This window comes from Sphingomonas bacterium (genome assembly GCF_903643035.1).
GTDB lineage: Bacteria > Pseudomonadota > Alphaproteobacteria > Sphingomonadales > Sphingomonadaceae > Sphingomonas.
On the sequence record NZ_CAHJWW010000020.1, the window covers coordinates 1 to 20191 of the forward strand.

A 20191-nucleotide genomic window follows, 5' to 3' on the forward strand; every position below is an offset into this window, starting at 1 on the left:
CGCTGGTAGGTGCAGGTCTTGAGGAACTTGCCGACCCACAGCCCGCCGGTATAGCGCGCCGCCTTGCGCGTCGGCAGCGTGTGGTTGGTGCCGATCGTCTTGTCGCCATAGGCGACGTTGGTGCGCGCGCCCAGGAACAGTGCGCCGTAATTCGTCATGTTGTTGAGGAAGTAATCCGGGTCGCGCGTCATCACCTGGACGTGCTCGGAGGCGATATCGTCGGCGATGCGCACCATCTCGGCGTCGTCCTCGGCGACGATCACCTCGCCGAACGCTTCCCAGGCACGGTGCGCATAGTCGGCGGTCGGCAGGATCTTCAGGATGCGGTCGATCTCGGCCATCGTCTCGCGCGCCAGCTTCTCCGACGTGGTCAGGAAGATCGCCGGGCTGTCCGGACCATGCTCCGCCTGACCGAGCAGATCGGTCGCGCACAGCTCGCCGTCGGCGCCGATCTCGTCCGCGATCACCAGCGTCTCGGTCGGTCCCGCGAACAGGTCGATGCCGACACGCCCGAACAGCTGGCGCTTGGCCTCCGCGACGAACGCGTTGCCGGGGCCGACCAGTATGTCGACCGGCGCGATCGACTGGGTGCCGACGCCCATCGCCGCCACCGCCTGGATGCCGCCGAGGCAATATATCTCGTCCGCGCCGGCCATCGCCTGCGCCGCGACGATAGCGGGCGCGGGCTTGCCGCCGAACGGCGGCGCGCAGGTGACGACGCGCGGCACGCCTGCCACCTTGGCCGTGATGACGCTCATGTGCGCCGAAGCCAGCAGCGGATACTTGCCGCCGGGGACGTAGCAACCCGCCGCGTTGAGCGGAATGTTCCTGTGGCCGAGCACGACGCCCGGCAGCGTCTCGACCTCGACATCCTTCATGCTGTCGCGCTGGATCTGGGCGAAGTTGCGCACCTGGGTCTGCGCGAACTCGATATCCTTCAGGTCCTGGCCGGACAGCTGGTCGATGCAGCCCTGGATCTCGTCGGGGGTCAGCCGGTAGCTGTCGCGGTCCCACTTGTCGAAGCGGATGGACAGTTCGCGCACGGCCGCATCGCCGCGCGTCTCTATATCGGCGAGGATGCCTTCCACCGTGTCGCGGACCTGGCGGTCGTTCGTCGCGCGCACTTCCGCGGTCGTGCCGCGCTTCAGATACCGGGCCATCGCTAGTCTCCCATCAACCGGAATGCGCTTCGCAGACGCGCGCCCGTTTCGAACGCATCGACGGCCTCTAGGTCGACCGGAGCGGAGCGGGGAGATAATCAAGTCGAACCTATGATGCCGGTCCCATATCACTGATCGGATCGCGCCGTCGGCGCGAACGGGGCGCGGGAACTGCCTATCGGGAACCGGCCATGGCGGCCGGATGCGTTTCCCGCGAGCCGATGGCACCTGCCGTCATCGCCGCGGTGACGTGGCTTGCGCTCGCGAGCACGGCCAGTAAGATGCAGGCGAGCCACGGGCGGCGGCGTCGCGGCGCGATGGTCGGCCGAAGCGGACGGCACAAGCCCTGGCGTATACGACACGGGTGATGGGAGACGACATGGGTGGGGCATCCGTTTTCGAATTGAACGAGTTCGTCGACGGGCAGCGGCTCCGCCTGGTCTCGATCGTCTTCATCGTCCTTTCCGCGCTGGCGATGGCCAGCGATGGCTATGACCTGGCCTCGCTCGGCTACATCGCGCCCGAACTGCTTAAACAGTGGCATCTCAAGCCGACCGCGCTCGTCCCGGCCTTTTCCGCCGGCATCGTCGGCATGATGATCGGCGGTCCGCTCCTGGGCCTGCTGGGCGACCGGTACGGCCGCAAGCCGATGATCGTCGCGGGCCTGACCATGATCGCGGTCCTCGACCTCATCATTACGCGCGTGCGCCATACCGGCGACCTCGTCGTCCTGCGGTTCTTCGTCGGGCTGATGGTGGGCGGCGTGTTCCCCAACGTCGCCGCGCTGATCGCGGAGCTGACGCCTAGGCGCATCCGCGGCAAGACGCTCGTCATCGTCAGCCTTGGCGTGCCGCTGGGCATCGCCACGCCGGGGCTGGTCGCCAGCCGGCTCGTGCCGATCCATGGCTGGCAGGCCATATTGGTGGTCGGAAGCCTGATACAGCTGCTGGTCGCGGTCGCGGTCGCGCTGGTGATGCCGGAGAGCATCAAGTATCTGGTCGAGCGCGGCGGGCGCGACAGGGATGCGATGCGCCTAGCGCGCCGGCTGCGGCCCGAACTGGCGATCGCGGAGGGCAGCCGCTTCGCCGCGCCGTCCGCAAGGCCGGCGGCGAAAGGATCGATGCGTCCGCTGTTCGCCGGCGCACTGGTTCTCGTGACGCCGATGCTGTGGATCTGCCAGGCATCCAACCAGATGGCAAACTTCTTCTCGCTGACCTGGCTGCCGACCCTGCTCCAGGCGGGCGGCGCCAGTACGTCGTCGGCCGGCGCCACCGCGTCGCTGTTCTCGCTTGGCGGGTTGGGCGCGGGAGTCGTGCTGGTGATCGCCATCGATCGGCTTGGCGTGGTGCCGCTGGTCGGCATGTTCCTCGTCGGGGCGCCGCTGGTGGCCGGCATGGCGATCACCTCGCTGTCGCCGACGGCGCACGCGCTCGTGATCGCCGGGGCCGGTTTCTGCGTCACGGGTATCCAGATCGGGCTGACCGCGCTGCTCGGCCTTCTCTATCCGACGGCCATCCGGTCGGTGGGTACCGGCGGAACCCAGGCAGCGGGCCGGCTCGGCGCGCTGGCGGCGCCGCTGGTCGGCGGCCTGCTGCTCGGGCTCCAGGTCTCGATGAGCAAGCTGCCGTTCGCGCCCGCCGCGCTGCTGGTGGTCGGTGGCGTCGCGTGCATCATGCTGACGGTCGCCTGTCGACGGCAGTTCGGCAGTTTCCGGGTCGGTGAGTTCTCGATCGCCCAGGATGCGGTCAAGGTGCCGCTCGATCCCGTCGCGGGCACCGCCTGAACGTTCCACGACGGCCCGCGTCAGGCTTCGGGCGTCGCCGCCGGGCGCGTCCGGCCTAGGTAATCGCTTCCACCAAGCGACCGTATTCGGCTGCGTTGGGTGCGTAGGGACTGGTCCGGTTGAAGTGGCTGCGGACCATCGCCTCCACGGACGCGTCGGGCGCGGTCAGGCGATAACCGGCCTCGGTCAACGTCGCGGGCAGGCCGAGCGACGCGACCAGCGCGGCGAGCGCATCGGCCAGGCCCGCACCGGGGCCTGCATCGGAGTCGGCACTGCTGCCGAACCCGATCGCAGCGGCGAGCTTCGCCGCCTTCCCCGGTACGTGACGCGCCACCATCCGCGTGGTGTGCGGCAGCGCCACGCCGATCAGGATGCCGTGATGGACGTCCTGATCGCCGCAGACAAAGGCGATGGCGTGCGCCGGACCCAGCCCCTTGTGGATCGCGGCGCCTCCCGCGAACGCCGCCGCCATCAGCGACGCGCGAGCCCTCTCCCCCTCCGGCGCGAGCGCGGCCCGGACGTCCGCCACGACGCGCGCCGCTCCGTCCAGCGCCAGCGCGTCGACGACCGGGTTAACGGGCTCCGCGAAGAACCCCTCGATGCAATGCGACAGCGCATCGATCGCGGTCGCGGCGATCAGCCGGCGTGGCAGGGTCCGCGTCAGGTCCGGGTCGCATACCGCCACGCGCGGCACCAGCAGCGGATGGCGCGTGCCGAAGCCTGGGCCGCCGGCGACGAGGTGCAGCGCCGCGACCGGCGAACTCTCGCTGCCCGTCCCGACCGTGGTCGGTATCGCAACGAGCGGCGCGACCGCGCGGATCAGCTCGGGATGGCCGATCAGCGCCGCGGCGTCGGGCAGGTCGCCCGCCGCCAGTGCCGCGACGATCTTGCCGGTGTCGAGCACCGAGCCGCCGCCCATCGCCACCACGCCGTCGCACCCGCCCGCGCGATAGGCGGCAAGCGCGGCGTCGGCCCCGGCGGCGGTCGGGTTCTCGGGCACGTCGAGGAAGGTCGCGGCGTCCGGCAGGACCGCCTGCGCCATGGCGACCAGCCCCGCCCGCTCCAGCCCGCGATCGGTCAGCAGCAGCGGCCGCGTCACGCCCAGCAGCGCCAGCTCCGCCGGCAGTCCGGCCAGCGACCCGGCCCCGAACACCAGTCTTGGCAGCGACAAGGCGGAACCCATCTTCATTTCCCCAACGCACCGCCGCCTTGTGAGCGGCCGGGCCGGCAGTTAGTAAGCTGGTCCGATGGTGTCCAGCGCGCGGTCGAAGCGTCGGCCGGGCGATCGGAGAGCGTGATGAACGAGATGACCCCCATCCAGTCGGCGGCCCAGTCGGCCGCGCGCCGGACGACCCACTTCATCGACGGCCGGTGGTCGGAAGGCGGTCCCACCTTCCCGGACTACAACCCATATAATGGCGAACTGGTCGCGCAGATCGCGGCGGGCGGGCGCGCGGAGGCCGAGGCGGCGGTCGCCGCCGCCGCCGCGGCCTTTCCCGCCTGGTCCGCGATGCCGCCCGCCGAGCGGCAGCGCCTGTTCCTGAAGGCCGCCGACATCACGGAACGGCGGCTGGACGACATCGTCGCGACGATGGCGGCGGAGAACGGGTCGAGCAAGGTGTTCGCCGCCTTCCAGATCCGGCTGTCGGCGGCGATGCTGCGCCAGGCGGCGAGCTATGGCTACATGCCCTATGGCGACGTGCTGCGGTCGGACGCGCCGGGCCGGGTCGCGCTGGTGACGCGCAAGCCGCTGGGCGTCGTCGCCGGCTTCACGCCGTGGAACGGGGCCTTCTATCTCGCCTGGCGCGCGTTCCTGCTGCCGATGGCGTTCGGCAACACGACCGTCATCAAGCCGTCGGAGGAGGCGCCGATGAGCGCCGGGCTGATCCACGCCGAGATACTGGAGGAGGCGGGCTTCCCCGCCGGCAGCTTCAACGTCGTCACCCACGCGCCGGGCGCGGCGGCGGAGATCGCCGACGTGTTCTTCGAGAGCCGGGCGGTGCGGTGCATCAACTTCACCGGATCGGACAAGACCGCGCGGATGCTGGGCGAGCGCGCCGGCCGCGCGCTGAAGCGGATGGTGCTGGAGCTGGGCGGCTTCAACCCGATGATCGTGCTGGCGGACGCCGACGTCGACCATGCGGTGCGCGCGGCGACGTTCGGCGCGTTCCTACACCAGGGACAGGTGTGCATGAACACGCGCAAGATCTATGTCGACCGCGCGATCCACGACGAGTTCGTGGAGCAGCTCGGCGCGCGTGTCGGCGCGCTGAAACAGGGCGACCCGGCCGATCCCAGCGTCATCATCGGCCCGCTCATCAACCAGCGCGCGCTCGACCAGACCGCCGCCCGGATCAGGGACGCGCTGGATCGCGGCGCGACGCTCGTCACCGGCGGCACGTCGCAAGGGCTGGTTCACGCGCCAACGGTGCTCGCCCATGTGCCCCCCGACGCGATCTGCACCACCGGCTGCGACGAGACGTTCGGGCCGCTGCTGGTGGTGGAGGCGTTCGACGACGCCGAGCAGGCGCTCGCCGACGCGCAAGCCACGCCCTATGGGCTCAGCGCGTCGATCATGACGCGTGACCAGGCACGGGCGTTCGCGATGGCGCAGCGGCTCGATGCCGGCATCGTCCACATCAACGCTCCGACCATGGCGAGCGAGGCGGCGCTGCCGGTCGGCGGCACGAAGGACTCAGGCTGGGGTCGCTCGGGCCATTACGCGGTCGAGGACTTCACCGAAATCCGGCTGACGACGATGACCGACGGTCCCTCGCGCTATCCGTTCTGAGGAGCGGGTGGCGCATTCGCCCGACACGGACCCGGCCAGCACGGACCCGCCCATCATGGACCCGCCCGGCACGGACCCGCTTTGCTCCGGTGCCGGATGCGCTATGGTCGCTCCATGACCGGGAGGACGCGACGACCGCGGCGGCAGGCGTGAGCCCGCCGGACGATAATCTGCAGGACCGCCTGCGCGCGCAGGTCGACGTGGTGCGCACGGGCGAGGGGCTCGGCCGGTCGCAGGGGCTGGACCGGCTGCTCCAGTTCCTGCTGGACTGCTCGGTCGAGGGGCGGACGCCCAAGGAGCTGGAGATCGCCGACCAGGTGTTCGGCCGGAGCGGCGTGAACGCGGATCAGGACTCCTCCGTGCGCGTCCATATCCACCGCCTGCGCCGCAAGCTCGACGAGTTCTATGCCGGGCCTGGCGCCGGCGAGGCGGAGCGGCTGGCGATGCCCAAGGGCGGGTACCGGCTGCTGCTGGAGCCGCTGGCGGCGCATGCCGCCGCCGACGGGCCGGCGCCGGTCGACGACGCCTCGCCCGATCCCGCGCCGACGTCGGGTGGACGCGCCTATGCGCTGGCGGCGATCGGAGCCGTCGCGCTGCTCGTTCTGGTCGCTTGCGGCACATGGTGGCTGGCCCGGCGTCCGGATGCCGGGCTCCGGACCGTTCGGGCGAGCGCGGCCTGGGCGCCCGCGATCGCCAACGGCAGCCGGATATCGCTGGTCGTCGGCGATTACTACATCTTCGGCGAGCGCGACGCCGACGGCGACGTGACCCAGCTCGTCCGCCGGTTCGACATCAACTCCGCGCAGAACCTGGACGGGCTGATCGCGACCCATCCCGAACGATCCGGCGTCGATGTCGATCTCGGCCTGAACTATCTGCCGGTGGGGGTCGGCAACGCGTTGCGGGTCGTGACCCCGGTGGTGCGCAGCGACGGCTACGAGCCGATCGGCAACCTTGTCGTCCCGGTCTCCCAGCTTTCCCCCGAGCAGCTGAAGCTCGTGAACATGGTCTATCTTGGCTATCTCAGCGGCCTGGGCACGCTGCGCGACCCGGTCTTCAGTGGATCGCGCTTCGCCATCGGCGGATCCTACGACGAGATCGTCGATCGGCGGACCAGTCGCAGCTACATGGCTGGAACGCATCTGGACCGCAACGACCAGAACCCGAGCCGGGAATATGCGCTGATCTCCTGCTTCCCCGGCGTCACCGGCAACTGGATCACGGTCATCGCGGGCACGCGCGACGCCGCGCTGATGCAGGCGGCGGACTATGCCACCCGGCCGGACGGACTTGCCGCCGCCACCCGGTCGCTCGTGCCGGGTACGGCGTTCGACGCGCTGGTGTCGGTGGAGAGCCTGCGCAACGTCGGATTGAGCGCGAGGCTGATCGTGCTGTCGCCGCGCCGGGAGGTCGACTGGTCCGGCAAGCCGACGCAGCGTTTTCCCGACGAGTTCCATGAAAGCCCCGTCCCGGTCGGAACCGGGCGGTCGCCGTCACGCGGCAACGGCACGCAAGGCTGACGCGAACCGGGCGCCCGTCATGCAGGCCCCTCGTCCAGTGAACACCGCCCTTGGACAGGATCGACGACAGGCGTGGCGAGACCGGACCCTGTCCTGCGCCGCAGCGGACGAGATGGCCGCGACGGCGCCCGGCACATCGCCCGCCGGTCCGTGCCGCTCGTCACCGTCATGCGAAGCTGCGGCCGATGAACCAATAGGTCCCCACCGCGACCAGCCCGGCCGCGCACACGTCGGCCACGATCGGGCGCGGCAGCGTCAGCCGCGCGCGCGCGAGCAGGACGACGATGCCGGTCAGCAGCAGGACGATCGTCAGCTGGCCGATCTCCACCCCCACGTTGAAGCCGACCAGTATCTCGGCGAGCTTCTGCGGCGGCAGCCTGCTTTCCAGCAGGTCGGCGGCGAAGCCGAAGCCGTGGATCAGCCCGAAGACGAGCGTCACCACCAGCCGTACCCGACCGGCATCGCGCAGGTGGCCCGAAACCATGATGTAGTTGGCCGAGAAGATCGCCGATCCGATCAGCAGCAGCGGCGGCAACAGGCCGATGCCCAGCATCCGCAGCGCCGCCATCGCCATCAGGCAGCCGCCGGCCCAGAGCGCGACCGTGACCGGCCGACCCGAGGCGACCGATACGTTCTCCGCCCCGATCAGCGCGATCGTCAGCGCGACCAGCGCGTCGATGAACTCGGCGTGCGGGCGGATGATGCCCGTCACCGCCAGCGCGAGCGTCAGGCTGTGGCCGATGGTGAACCCGGTGACGACGAAGACGAGGTCGCGCAGCCGCCGCGAGATCAGCACCAGCCCGAGCAGGAACGACTGGTGGTCGACGCCGGTGAAGATGTGCATGATCCCCATCTCGACGAAGCGCAGGATGCCGGCACTCTCCAGCCCGTTGCCGCCGGCATTGCCCACGTCCAGTCCCTGGTCGTCGGCGGAGATGATCTGCTCCGCGAAATCGCCGTCCGGGCGCTGCACCTGCGCGAAATTGACGTGCGTCGAGACCAGCTCGAAGAAGGCACGGTCGATCAGGCGCAGCGAGTCGGCGGAGGGGCAGGCGTACTGGAACTCGGCGCGGCGGAAGCCGGGCGCCGCCGCCAGCAGGCGCGGGGGCGCCGCCAGCCTGCACGCCGTCCCCGCCGCCGTGACCCCGAGCCTGGGCGCAAGATACGCGATCAGCGCCGCGTCACCCGGCCGGCCGCCGTCCGGCATAATCCGCCTGGCCTCGAGGTCGGCGACGCTGAAGTTGAGGTGCACCACCGGGCCGTCGATCGTCCAGGCGCTGTGCGACTCGCTGCGGGTATGGGCGGCGGCCGGCGTGGCCCAGGCGAGCGCGCCGACCAGCAGGAGCAATAGCGTGGCAAGGCGGCTCATGCGCGCCTCATCGATAGTCGTCGGCGATCTGGATGTCGGCACGCTTGCGCAGGAAACGGTCGTTGGCGGCGGTGAGCGTCTTGCTCTGCGCGTCTATGTAGCTTGCGAGCACCTTGTCGCGCGCCGCCGCGAACGGGGCGGCGACGGGTACGACGTTCTCCTGCATCACCATCAGGTGAACGCCGTCAGGCAGGCGGACGGGCGGCGAAACCTCGCCGGGCCTGAGGGTGCGGGCGACCGCGAACAGTCGATCGCCCAAGTGCAGCCGGGCGGCGAAGTAGAACTCCTCGCCTTCCCCCATCAGCCGGGAGCGCGGCGCGATCCGATCGGCGGCGAGCGGATCGCGCCCGGCCCCGCGCAGCGCGGCGACCGCGGCGTCGATCTCCCGCGGCGTGGCATCGGCGTGAAGGACGTGATCGGCGAGCCGCATGACGCCCTCGCTCTCGAACGCGGCACGGTTCGCGTCGTAATAGCCGCTCAGCTCGGCCTCGGTCGGCTGCGCCATCACCGCATCGGCCGCGGTCTGCGCCTCGACCGCGCCGACCAGCGCCTGGCGCACCTCGATCGTGTCGGACTGCATCCCCAGCTCCACCCCGCGCTGGACCTTCAGTTCCTCCGTTATCATGTCGTCCAGCGTCTTGCGCTTCTGCGCCGGCGTCGCCTCGCGCAGCGACACGTCGTACAGGGCGCGCAACTGGCCAAGGTAGTCGCTCATCAGGATCGGCACCTGGTTGACCAGCGCCACGTCCTCGGCCGGCACGGCGAAGGTGCGCGTGCCCTTGGCGGTGAACAGCCCCAGCCCGGCGACCGCGAGGCCGATCAGCGCGCCGATCACGCACAGGATCAGCGACCGGCGCGCGCTGGGCCGCGCCAGCGACCATCGCTCCGGCGCGGGCGCGGTGTCCGGAACCGGCGCGTCGAGCGTCGTCACGCCGTCGACCATCAGCCGTCGTGCCTGCCGTGCCGCGCGAGGTCGGCGACATAGACCGCGATCGCGCGCGCCTCGGCCGGGGACAGGGCGTGGGCATAGGCGGGGCTGACCCCCGCGCGTCCCTCGCGGAACGTGCGCGCGAGCGTCGCCGGGGAGCCGCCGTACAGCCAGACGTCGTCGAGCAGGTTTGGCGCCCCGATCGCCTCGTCGCCGGCCGCGTCGTTGCCGTGGCAGTCGTAGCAGCCGCCGCTGCCCGCATAGACCTTCGCGCCCCGCGCCGCCGCGGCGGCGTCGGTGGCGGTACCGTGCCTGAACTGCAGGAACTGGATCATGTCGCCGATCTGCGCCGGCGTCATCGGCGGGATCGGCTCGGCCGCATAGGGTTTGGCGTGCGAATAGGCGGGCATCGCCGCCAGCTGCCACCCGCGCGGATCGCCCGAGCGGATCCCGTGGAGCACGATCTGCTCGATCTCCGCCACCTTGCCGGTGCCGTACAGGTAATCGCCGTCGGTAAGATCGGGCATGCCGCGCGCCTGATCGGGGCCGCCGGTACCGTGGCATGATGCGCAATGCTGGACGAAGCCCTGATGGCCGAGAGCCAGCGCGGTGCGCGCCAGAGCGGGCGTGGCCAAGATCGTCTCGGGATCGGCGCGCATCAACGCGTCGCGCGCGTCCCTCGCGTGCGCGGTCCTGACGACCGCCACGAGTGCGACGAGCACGACCGGCGCCGCCACGACACTCCATCCCGGGCGCCACCAGGTCATCAACGTCCCTATCCTCGCGGCAGGCCCGAGCCGAGCCCGCGCTTCACGACGCCGTCGCCGCGACCACGCGATGCGGCCGAGGTCCCGGTGGAATCAACCGTTCTACGGTAGCCGTACCGTTACAGATCGGATGTAACGCCTATCGGCCATCCCGGCACCCCAGGTGTGACGACCATCGGCGGCACGGCCAGCCGCGAAACCGACAGGACGTTCACCGGGTCGGTGATCGCCGCCCGCGCGAGAGCGGGGGCTGGCGACGGCGACCTGCCGGGATGCGGTCAGAGAACGCGCGCCAGGCGAAAGCCCTGGCCGACGGTCGCGCGGCCGGCCGGCACCCCGGCGCGGTCCGCGGCGGCAAGGCTGGTATCGGCCCAGGAACCGCCACGCATGACGTGCCGGCGACAATCGCCATCGGTCCGGGCCGTACCGTCGGCCGGCACGCGCGCGATGCTGGCGTTCCAGCAATCCGCCGTCCAGGAGGCCACGTTGCCCGCCGTGTCGAACAGCCCGAAGGCATTGGGCTTGTAGGTGCCGACCGCCGCGGTGGCGGCGCTCTTGTCGCGGCACGCGATCGGAGTGGCCGATCCCGCAAAAGGCTTCGCATCCTGATCGAAACCATTGGCATAGGCGCAGGCCGCCGCCAGGTCGCCCCCCCCACCAGTAAGTGGTGGTGGTCCCGGCGCGATCCGCATATTCGTACTCAGCCTCCGACAGCAGCCGATAGCGATGGCCGGTCTTCCTGCTCAACCATCCGGCATAAGCGGTCGCGTCGTCGAAGCTGATGCACGTCGCGGGCATGCGCGGCGTCTCCGTGAACCCAGGATTCCGCCAGTCGCGGCCCGGTCGCGCGGCGAAGCTGCCGTCCTCGAACGTGACGCAGGCACCGCGCGGGCGGTAGCCGGAGGCGAGGGCGAACTGCGCGAACTCGCCATAGACGATCGGGAACATGCTGATCGCGATGGGCGCACCGATCCGTACCCGGCGCGACTGCCCTGGCCTACCCTCACCGACACCCATCGTGAACTCGCCCGCCGGAACCACCACCATGCGCGGCGCGACCGGATCGTCCAGAATCACTACGGGCGCGTCGCTTGCGCGCCAGATCACGGGACTGTCGTCGGCTATCGCCGGCCGGTGATAGCCGGCGACCATCGCCGCGGTCTTCGCCTTGATCGCCACGATCTGCGCGGGCTGGTCGCGGTTCTGGGCGCTGAGAACCCCGAAACGCTCGTGCCGCGCCGTCAGCCAGTCGTCGAGGTTATCCTCCGGACCGGCGGCCGATGTTACGGCCGCGAACGCCGCCGCCCCGCCGACAAGGATGTGGGCGATGCGGCGCGCGATCCCGTTCGTCATGCACCCGCCCCGATCGATCGGCCCGAACCGTCCGTTTGCCCGAGACCGTCCATGCTGCCGGCGATCGGAGGGAACCCGAAACGGTGTCCGCGTTTTCGACATCTGTCCATGACGCGAGGTGAGTGATGAGGATCCGGATGACGATGGCCACGGCCGGGGCGTTGGCGACCATGGCGCTCGCGGGTTGCAATCATTCGAGCAGCGACGCCGGTGCGAACATCGCCGCCATGCATGACAACGCCGCCGATGCGATCGACAACCGCGCGGATGTCCTGGACAACAAGGCCGATGCGTTGCGCGGCCAGGCCAAGCAGACGCGCGATTGGGGCAAGGACCTGAAGAAGGAAGCCGACAGCATCGCCAAACATGGCGGCCGTCCGAACGAGGCCATGCTCAATCAGATGTAGCCGCCGCTCGGGCATCAGATCGCCGCCATCACCTCGCGCACGGCCTCCTCGGCGAAACCGGTGCCGTCGACCTCGTAGTTGTGGACGAAGTCGTGCGGCACGTCGGGTCCCCAACTCGCAAGGCTATCCTCCATCCCGTAGTTGGTCGGCGTCCACAGCGAGTGATCGTCGATATGGTCCATGTCCGAATAATATTCGAACCACGAGCCCCATGGATCCTGGATGTAGTGGAAGAAGTTCGATCCGATCGTGTGCCGGCCGAAACCCCAGTCGCCACGCTTGCTCCTCGCGAGCAACGCCCGTCCGCCCCGGCCCACCTCGTCGGGATCGTTGACCTGAAAGCTGCAATGGTGGAACCCGACGCCGGGCGACTTGGCGAAGGCGACGACGTGATGGTCGCTGTCGCGGCGCGCGCAGGTGAAGGCGATGATGTCCTGCGCGCGATCGGCCAGACCCATGCCGAGCCCGTCGATGACGAACTGGACGCTTGCCGGAACGTCCGGGCTGAATACCAGGATATGGCCGATGCGCAACGGCTTGGCAGGAGCGTAGGCGCTTTGCGGCAGCATCGCGGAACGGCGCTTGCGGGTGACGCGGCCCGGTGCGTTCACCTCGAACGCCGTCTCTGCCGCGAGAAGCTCGGGGTCGGCGGGACGCTCGGAGAGGTGGATCAGCATGCCATGGGGATCCTCCACCCACAGCCCGTTGTCCTCGAACCCCGACGGCGCGGCGACGACCTTGCCGCCGGCGCCCGACACGGTCGTCGCCATGCCGTCCAGGTCGTCGGCGCGCAACGAGATGTGGTGCAGCCGCTTCCTGGGCGCGCCGCCGATCAGGATGATCGAGTCGCGGTCCTGCCCCTCGCAGCGCAGCCGGGCGATATCGCCCTGCACGTCGGCGACAAGCCCCGCGTCGGTGTAGAACCCCACTCCCACGTCCAGGTCGGGCACTTCCAGCGTGAACGACAACGGGCCAAGAACAGCCATGTCAGTCTCTCCTATCGCACAGCGACGCGATTCTCGATCGCACCGATCCCGTCGATCTCGCACCGTACCACATCGCCCGGCTGCAGGAATACCGGCGGGTCCATGCCGACGCCGACCCCCTCGGGCGTGCCGGTCGCGATCAGATCGCCGGCCTCCAGCGTGAAGGCGGTCGACAGATAGGCGATCTGTGCCCACAGGTCGTTTATCATCTGCGAGGTGTCGCTGGACTGCCTCAGCTCGCCGTTGACATAGGCGCGCAGCGTCAGCGCGTGCGGATCGGAAACCTCGTCCGCGGTGACGATCCAGGGACCGATCGGTCCGTGCGTGTCGAACGACTTGCCCATCGTGAAGGTGGGCGTGTGGAACTGCCAGTCGCGCGCCGACACGTCGTTGGCGACGGTGTAGCCGAACACATGGTCCTTCGCGTCCGCCTCGCCGACGTGCTTGGCGGCGCTCCCGATCACCGCCGCCAGCTCGACCTCGTAATCGAGCTTCTCGGTCACGCCGGGCTCGATGTCGTCATAGGGACCGGCGATGCAGGTCGTCTGCTTGTTGAACCAGGTCTGGTGCTTGGCCCGCGCCACGCCGAGCTTGTCGGCTTCCTCCAGATGCTTGGCATAGTTCATGCCGATCGCCAGATACTTGCCCGGCCGCTCGATGGGTGCGAGCAGGTCCGCGTCCGCAAGCGCGAGGTCGGGCGCGGCGGTGTCCAGATGGCCGGCGATGCGCTCCAGCGCCGGCTTGCCGCCCTCGATCACCTCCAGCATCGACGTGAAACCGATCGGGTCGAGCGCCACGATGCCGTCACCCTTGACCGCGCCCACATGGGCCACGCCGTCCCGCCGAAATCTCACTAGCTTCACTGGGTCGTCCTCTTGCTGCCTTGTGGCCGTTTCGTCGTCATCGTCGCCCTGCCGAAGCGACAGGTCGGCCGGATCGGCGCATATCAGACCGGCGGGATACGGAACAGCGCCTCGGCGTTCTCATGCGTGATCTTGCGCCTTGCCGCCTCGTCCAGCGGCGCCTCGCGGATGAACGGCACCGCTTCGTCCGTCCGCTCGTAGGGATAGTCGATCGCGAACATGATCCGGTCCGGGCCGAACATGTCGAGGCAGAACTTCAGCGGCGGATTGGTGTTCATCCCGCTGGTCGTCATGTAGAAATTGGTTCGGAAATACTCGCTTGGCCGACGCTCCAGCCGCTTCATCCCCAGCGGTCCCAGCCCGCCGCGCCTCACGATGTTCTCGTACCGGTTGTCGAGCCGGTCCAGCCAGAAAGCCAGCCCCTCGCCAAGGTGCCCGAGCACGACCTTGAGCGTCGGGAACGCGTCGAAGACGCCGCCCATGATCATCCGCACCACATGGACCGACGCATCGGCGCCGAAACCCCAGAGCGCGCCCATCATCCCATAGTCCTGATACGGCGCGATCATCGCATCGGACGGGAAAGTGGGGTGGATGTACAGCGGCGCGTCGCACGCGACGGCGGCTTCGAGGATCGGCCAGAACTTCTCGTCGTCGAGATACTCGCCGTGCGTGTGCGAGTTGAGGATGATGCCGTTGAGCCCGAGTTCCCGCATGCCGCGCGTCACCTCGCGCGCCGCGGCGGCGGGGTCCTGCGGCGCGATCGCGGTCAGGCCGGCGAAACGGGTCGGGTGCCGCGCGATCGCCTTCACCAGCGTCTCGTTGGCGAGAGCGGCCAGTTCCGTTCCGAGCGTCGCGTCGAACGCCTGCACGCCCGGCGCGGCGATGCCGAGCAGGTGGACGTCGACGCCGAACGCATCCATCTCGGGCAACCGCGAGTCGAGATCCGTCAGCTGACGCACCGGCTCCGTCTGGCGGTAATAGATCGCCAGGTACCGCGACGGCGCGGTGTCGATGTGCCGGGTGAGGTTGAGATATTCGTCGATATACTCGATCGGAGCATATCCCTCCTCGGTCGCGATCAATCGCATGCTGTCTGGGCTCCACGGCGGGCAGGGACGATGACGGTCGCGCGCGAACGGTCCGCCGCGTCCATCGCCTCGAAAGCTCCGGACGCGACAGTCGAACTCTCGGCGGCGTCGGCCGTGGCCATACCCAAGCGCCCCGGCAAACCGTAGATAATATTTTGTGACGTGTGATACCGCCGGCGGAGCAGTGCCGCCGACAGCGCGGTTGTCCGGGTGGCGGCGCTGCCCTACACCTTCGCCGGCCTTGGGACATGGCGAGGGGAGAGCGGCACCGTGAAACTGAGCCACCTGCGCGACGTGCTCGCGGTGGCGGAACACGGCAGCCTGCGTGCGGCGGGCCGCCGCATCGGCGTGGCCCAGCCCGCGATCACGCGCAGCATCCGCGAGGTGGAGCAGGAACTGGGCGCGACGCTGTTCGAGCGTCATGCCCGGGGTGTCCGGCTCACGGAGATCGGCACGGCTTTCGTCCGGCGCGCAAGCGCGGTCCAGTCGGAGCTGCGCCGCGCACGCGAGGAAGTGGAACAGCTAAAGGGCCGCAACACCGGAGAGATCTCCGTCTCGCTCTCGACCGCGTCGAGCCTCAGCCTGATGCCGTCGGCCGTCAAGGCGTTCCGCAAGCGTTTCCCCGACGCCGTCCTCAAGATCTCGGAAAGCTTCTTCCAGGCCATCGAGCCGGAAATCCTCTCGGGCGCGGTGGACTTCTACGTCGGGCCGATCGACGTGGCCGCCGTGTCGCAGCAGTTCGCGGTGGAGAAGCTGTTCGACAATCGCAGGCTGGTCCTGGCCCGCAAGGACCATCCGCTGGCCGGCGCCCGCCAGCTGAGCGACCTGACGGAGGCCGAATGGGTGCGCCCCCTCCTGTCGGGCAGCAACACGGACGTGGATTTCGACCTGCTGTTCAAGGAACAGGGACACGCGCCGCCCAGAGTGGCGCTTCAGGCGCGCTCGGCGATGGTCACGCTGCTCGTGGTCCTCAGTTCCGACCTCCTCACCATCCTGCCCGAACAGTGGCTCGACTTCCCGCTGCTGTCGAACCTCGTCGCCCCGCTGCCGCTGGAGAAGCCCTTGCCCGGCGTGGCGATCTGCATCGTCCGGCGCCGCGACATGCCGTTGACGCCGCTCGCGGAGGTTTTCTGCGATCTGATGCGCCGGGCCGCGCTCAACTACGTGCATCGCCGCGACGCGGAGCGCGGCTAGGCCTCGCAAACGATAACCGATCCGGTGTCACCGTTTCGATTTTGCCATCGTGCTGGCACGGGGACGACTGCGTAACCCTTCGGAGATACTGAGGATTGGCTCAGGTCCGGCGGCGAAAGGCCGGATACGAGCATCGGGAGCGGCGATGACTACCTACGATACGTCCGTCGCGATCATCGGTGCGGGTCCGAGCGGACTTGCACTTGCGATCGAGCTTGGCATGCAGGGCGTGGACTGCGTCGTGGTCGAACGCAACGACCGCGTCGGATACGCGCCCCGCGCGAAGACCACGAATGTCCGCACCCGAACCCACCTGCGCCGGTGGGGCATCGCCGGGAAGCTGGCCGCCGCGTCGCCGTTCGGCGTCGACTATCCCACCAACGTCGCGTTCGTCACGCAACTGAGCGGGCCGTTGGTGGCGATGATCGAGAACGCGTCCAACTGCGCGCCCGCGCGCGACGAACGCTATCCCGAGCATGGCCAGTGGATACCGCAGTACAAGCTGGAACAGGTGCTGCGCGAACATGCCGAGACGCTGCCGTCCGTGCGGCTGCAGTTCAGCACCGAGTTCGCAGGGGCGGTGCAGGACGAGGACAGCGTGACCGTGACGCTGAAGGGCGTCGGTGCCGACGGGACGGAGTCCCTGACCGCGCGCTATCTGGTCGGCGGCGACGGCGCGCGCAGCGGCGTGCGCGAGACGATCGGCTCTGGCATGTCGGGCACCTATGGCCTGTCGCGCAACTACAACATCGTGTTCCGCGCGCCGGGGCTCGCGGAGGCTCACGGCCACGGCCCGGCCTCGATGTACTGGCAGCTCAATCCGGCCATGCCGGGCCTGATCGGGCCGATGGACCAGGGCGACATATGGTTCTTCATGCCGACCCGGCTGCCCGAGGGAGCCACGATCACGAAGGACGCCGCCGCGGATATGATCCGCAAGGCGACCGGCCTCGACCTGCCCTACGAGATCCTGAGCAGCGACGAGTGGGTCGCGAGCAGCCTGATCGCGGATCGCTACCGCGACGGTCGCATGTTCCTGATCGGCGATGCCTGCCACCTGCACCCGCCGTTCGGCGGCTATGGCATGAACATGGGACTGGCCGACGGCGTCGACCTTGGCTGGAAGCTGGCCGCGGTCCTGTGCGGCTGGGGCGGCGCGGCCCTGCTCGACAGCTACGAGGCGGAGCGTCGGCAGACCCACGAGGCGGTGATGGCCGAGGCGTCCGCCAACCATTCCGTCCTGTCCAACGACCTCTGGCGCGACGGGATCGATGAGGCCGGGCCGGAAGGCGACCGGTTGCGGGCGGCGGCCGGCGAACAGATACTGGAGGCCAAGACGCGCGAGTTCCACACGCTGGGGACGGTGCTGGGCGGATGCTACGGCTCGTCGCCGGTGATCGTCGGCGACGGTGGTGCGACATCCGAGACACCAGCCGACAGCAGCAGCTACACGCCGGACAGCCGTCCCGGCTGTCTTGCCCCGCACCGGTGGCGGGCGGACGGCAGCTCGCTGTACGATGCGTTCGGGACCGGCTTCGCCCTGCTCTGCCGGCCCGAGGCGGACCCGGCGGATGTCGATCGCGCGATCGCGCAACGCGGAGACGTGCCGCTGGTGACGGTATCGTTGACCGACGCGGAAGCCGGCACGCTGTATCCCGCACGGATGACGTTGGTGCGTCCCGACCAGTTCGTGGCCTGGCGTGGCGATCGATGGCAGGACGGCTTGCTGGATATCGTGAGCGGGCATCGGCAGGCCGCCGTCGCCGAGACCCAGATGGCCTGACGCGACGCCGGTCGCCCTCGCGGCGATCGGCGTCGGACAGGCCGGTCGACCATCGCGTCGACCGGCCTGTCAGAGACCGAGCGTCCGGAACGAGGCGGCTTCCTCGGCAAGCATCCGCGCATAGGCCGGCAGCGCGTCGTGCAACCGCTCGGGAAGCGACGCCACGGTCGGATAGGGCGCGATGTCGAAGCCGTGCTTGCGCGCGACCGAGAACGTCCAGTCGACGTACACGTCGACGATCGTCACCCCGCCCGTCCACCAGCCGCGCTCCGCCAGTCGACGTTCGGCATAGGCGAACGATTTCTCCACGAGGCTTCGCGCCATCTCGCGCACCGGCTCGACATCGCCGACCGTCAGCCGTGCCGGGTTCGCAAGGCCGCGGATCTGCGAATGGACCGTGCCCGCGCAGAACGAGAGGCCGCCGATCGTCTCGGCCAGCGCCCAGGGCGACGGATCGCGCGGAAAGACGCCGCTGTCGGGCCGCAGCATGGCGATATAGGTCAGCAGAGCGGCGTTCTCCGCCATCGGCATGCCATCGGCGATCAGCAGCGGAACCTTGCCGAGCGGAGAGATCGCCAGATACCCGGCGCCGTTCTGGGCGTTGTTCGGCAGGTCGACGAGTTCGAGCGAATAGTCGAGCTTCGCCATCTCCAGCGCGCATACGGTGACGCGCGAACAGGCGCCCGGGAAATGGTGGAGCGTCAGGCTGGGCTGGGTCATGCGGGTCCTGTCGTGTCTGTCGTCAAGGTGCGACGATGCGGCCGGCGGATCGCCCGCCGCATCTGAGTATCGCCGGTTCGCCGCCCCGGGCTTGGGCTAACCCTCCAGCGGAGAGTCCTCCACCGCCCGGAAACCGATCGGATGATAGGCTTTCAGCGACGCCTCGTCCTCGCCCGCCATCATGCGCCGGTACAGGTCTTCGGGGTCGACATCGACGCCGATGGCGTTCTGCCTGAAGTTCTCGGTGAAGAAGAACTCGCCCGCCTCCTCGACCGTGTCGCAATTGTCGACCTGCGCCTCGATGTAGTTGCCCTCCGGATCGGCGTAATAGAAGGAGGTGGTGGGACCGTGGTTGACGCCCCACGCCGGCACGATGCCACGATCGCGCAGCTTGGCGTAATTGTGCAGCAGGTCGCTCATCGAGTCGTAGGTAAAGGCGAAATGGTGGACGCCGGTGACGCCCTTGGGCGGCGGGGAGAGGCCGGGGATGTGGATCAGCGCGACGCGATGATGCTCGTCGTCATAGGCGAGAAAGGCGATATGCTCGGACTCGAACGCGGCGGTCGCGTTCAGCACTAGCTTGTACCACGGCAGCATCTCCTCGAACCGCGACGTCCGCAGGACGACGTGGGCGAGGCGCGCGGGCGACACGATCGCGTCGGCGGTGGCGGGCGGGGGGGATTGCTGGGCGGATTGCAGGGCGGTCGCCATCATCTTCTCCTGTGAGGCGCTCCCGCTCCCGGGAGCCGTTGGCCCGCTAGATCATCAAAGCGGAGCGGTCGCGAGATGCCGCTTCGCGCAGATCGATACCGGCTGCTGATCGATCACCGGGGCGAGGCCGTCAAGCGATAGTGGCGTCCAGCGCCGACTCCCCCCTGCCGTTCCGGGCCAGCCGCGGCGCGGTCTCGACGAAGAACAGGCTCACGACGATGCCGGCGGCAAGACCGGCCAGCGCCAGCGACAGGACGTGCTGGATGCCGTAATGCTGGGCGATATAGCCACCGATCGAGGGCGCGGCGCCGCCGCCGAAGATCTCCGCCACCGCCGCCACGACGCCGATCACGCTCGCGACGAGGCCGGGCGGAGCGGCTTCGGATGCGATCGGCCCGCTGATGAGGCTGAGCAGCCCGAACGAGAAGCCCGCGGCGACGAACAGCGTCGCGAACAGCGCCGGCAGGCCGCTTGCCGCATCGAGGCGGATGAACAGCAGCAGGAAGGCGCTGCTGACCGCGAAGCCGGTCATCGCCATGGCGCGCCGGCCGAACCGGTCCGACGCGGCCGGTAGCCCCCATTGTCCAAGAAAGCCGCCAAAGCCGATGGCGGAGGTGACGCCGGCCGTCGCCCGGTCGCCAAGATGCAGATACCCGCTGAGATACGCGGGAGTGAAGGCCGACAGCACGAAGATGCCGCACATCGCGCACAACTGCCCCGCCATGCTGAGCGGCAGGTTGCGGTGGCTGGCGAGCGCGGCGACCG

18 protein-coding genes and 1 pseudogene are annotated in these 20191 nt (G+C 69.3%); 6 read left to right on the top strand and 13 right to left on the bottom strand.

Annotation, left to right across the window (positions count from 1 at the left end; genetic code table 11):
* The coding region (hisD, locus tag HUV01_RS02575; protein WP_174296761.1) for a histidinol dehydrogenase at positions 1 to 1160 on the bottom strand (1160 nt) is incomplete at its 3' end.
* A 367-nt stretch (positions 1161 to 1527) separates the two neighbouring features.
* Between hisD and HUV01_RS02580 the strand changes: the two genes are divergently transcribed.
* Entirely contained in the window at positions 1528 to 2943 is a 1416-nt protein-coding gene (locus tag HUV01_RS02580) for an MFS transporter (protein ID WP_217430880.1), read from the top strand.
* A 55-nt stretch (positions 2944 to 2998) separates the two neighbouring features.
* On the opposite strand, the gene HUV01_RS02585 is transcribed toward HUV01_RS02580, so the two are convergent.
* Positions 2999 to 4126: an iron-containing alcohol dehydrogenase gene (locus HUV01_RS02585; protein WP_217430881.1), complete on the bottom strand. Its 1128-nt coding sequence runs from the start codon at positions 4124 to 4126 to the stop codon at positions 2999 to 3001.
* A 114-nt stretch (positions 4127 to 4240) separates the two neighbouring features.
* Here HUV01_RS02585 and HUV01_RS02590 point away from each other — a divergent pair, with 114 nt between their 5' ends.
* Together HUV01_RS02590 and HUV01_RS02595 are read left to right on the top strand one after the other, a co-directional pair.
* Entirely contained in the window at positions 4241 to 5734 is a 1494-nt protein-coding gene (locus HUV01_RS02590) for an aldehyde dehydrogenase family protein (RefSeq protein ID WP_217430882.1), read from the top strand.
* A gap of 149 nt (positions 5735 to 5883) precedes the next feature.
* Positions 5884 to 7254 (top strand): helix-turn-helix domain-containing protein, encoded by a 1371-nt coding sequence (locus HUV01_RS02595; RefSeq protein WP_174296764.1) that lies wholly within the window; start codon positions 5884 to 5886, stop codon positions 7252 to 7254.
* A gap of 166 nt (positions 7255 to 7420) precedes the next feature.
* On the opposite strand, the gene HUV01_RS02600 is transcribed toward HUV01_RS02595, so the two are convergent.
* The 5 genes and pseudogenes from HUV01_RS02600 to HUV01_RS15415 form a co-directional block, all read right to left on the bottom strand.
* Positions 7421 to 8623, bottom strand: a complete 1203-nt coding sequence (locus HUV01_RS02600) for a HupE/UreJ family protein (RefSeq protein ID WP_174296765.1) — start codon at positions 8621 to 8623, stop codon at positions 7421 to 7423.
* 7 nt (positions 8624 to 8630) lie between these two features.
* The gene (locus HUV01_RS02605; protein ID WP_174296766.1) at positions 8631 to 9566 is read right to left on the bottom strand and encodes a peptidylprolyl isomerase; all 936 of its coding nucleotides are present in this window, start codon (positions 9564 to 9566) and stop codon (positions 8631 to 8633) included.
* A complete protein-coding gene (locus HUV01_RS02610; protein WP_174296767.1) occupies positions 9566 to 10318 on the bottom strand; it encodes a c-type cytochrome in 753 nt (250 codons plus the stop codon). The genes HUV01_RS02605 and HUV01_RS02610 overlap by 1 nt, the downstream gene beginning before the upstream one ends.
* A 278-nt stretch (positions 10319 to 10596) precedes the next feature.
* A complete protein-coding gene (locus HUV01_RS02615) occupies positions 10597 to 11010 on the bottom strand; it encodes a formylglycine-generating enzyme family protein (protein WP_174296768.1) in 414 nt (137 codons plus the stop codon).
* A 10-nt stretch (positions 11011 to 11020) separates the two neighbouring features.
* A pseudogene (locus tag HUV01_RS15415) lies at positions 11021 to 11773 on the bottom strand (SUMF1/EgtB/PvdO family nonheme iron enzyme); the annotation flags it as partial.
* Positions 11774 to 11808: 35 nt separating this feature from the next.
* On the opposite strand from HUV01_RS15415, the gene HUV01_RS02625 reads away from it, so the two are divergent.
* A complete protein-coding gene (locus tag HUV01_RS02625) occupies positions 11809 to 12078 on the top strand; it encodes a hypothetical protein (RefSeq protein WP_174296769.1) in 270 nt (89 codons plus the stop codon).
* A 14-nt stretch (positions 12079 to 12092) separates the two neighbouring features.
* Here HUV01_RS02625 and HUV01_RS02630 read toward each other — a convergent pair whose 3' ends face one another.
* The 3 genes from HUV01_RS02630 to HUV01_RS02640 all read right to left on the bottom strand — a co-directional run bounded on the left by HUV01_RS02630 (position 12093) and on the right by HUV01_RS02640 (position 15018).
* Positions 12093 to 13064, bottom strand: coding sequence for a VOC family protein (locus HUV01_RS02630; protein ID WP_174296770.1), 972 nt, complete (start codon positions 13062 to 13064; stop codon positions 12093 to 12095).
* 11 nt (positions 13065 to 13075) lie between these two features.
* On the bottom strand, positions 13076 to 13927 hold the full coding sequence (locus HUV01_RS02635) for a fumarylacetoacetate hydrolase family protein (protein WP_174296771.1): 852 nt from the start codon (positions 13925 to 13927) through the stop codon (positions 13076 to 13078).
* A gap of 83 nt (positions 13928 to 14010) precedes the next feature.
* On the bottom strand, positions 14011 to 15018 hold the full coding sequence (locus HUV01_RS02640) for an amidohydrolase family protein (protein ID WP_174296772.1): 1008 nt from the start codon (positions 15016 to 15018) through the stop codon (positions 14011 to 14013).
* 210 nt (positions 15019 to 15228) lie between these two features.
* On the opposite strand from HUV01_RS02640, the gene HUV01_RS02645 reads away from it, so the two are divergent.
* Both HUV01_RS02645 and HUV01_RS02650 read left to right on the top strand, forming a co-directional pair.
* Positions 15229 to 16212, top strand: coding sequence for a LysR substrate-binding domain-containing protein (locus tag HUV01_RS02645; protein ID WP_254606329.1), 984 nt, complete (start codon positions 15229 to 15231; stop codon positions 16210 to 16212).
* A gap of 145 nt (positions 16213 to 16357) precedes the next feature.
* The gene (locus HUV01_RS02650) at positions 16358 to 17995 is read left to right on the top strand and encodes an FAD-dependent monooxygenase (RefSeq protein ID WP_174296773.1); all 1638 of its coding nucleotides are present in this window, start codon (positions 16358 to 16360) and stop codon (positions 17993 to 17995) included.
* A gap of 69 nt (positions 17996 to 18064) precedes the next feature.
* On the opposite strand, the gene HUV01_RS02655 is transcribed toward HUV01_RS02650, so the two are convergent.
* The 3 genes from HUV01_RS02655 to HUV01_RS02665 form a co-directional block, all read right to left on the bottom strand.
* Positions 18065 to 18715, bottom strand: coding sequence for a glutathione S-transferase family protein (locus tag HUV01_RS02655; RefSeq protein WP_174296774.1), 651 nt, complete (start codon positions 18713 to 18715; stop codon positions 18065 to 18067).
* Positions 18716 to 18811: 96 nt separating this feature from the next.
* On the bottom strand, positions 18812 to 19426 hold the full coding sequence (locus HUV01_RS02660; protein WP_217430883.1) for a VOC family protein: 615 nt from the start codon (positions 19424 to 19426) through the stop codon (positions 18812 to 18814).
* Between the two features lie 130 nt (positions 19427 to 19556).
* The coding region (locus tag HUV01_RS02665) for an MFS transporter (RefSeq protein ID WP_174296775.1) at positions 19557 to 20191 on the bottom strand (635 nt) is incomplete at its 5' end.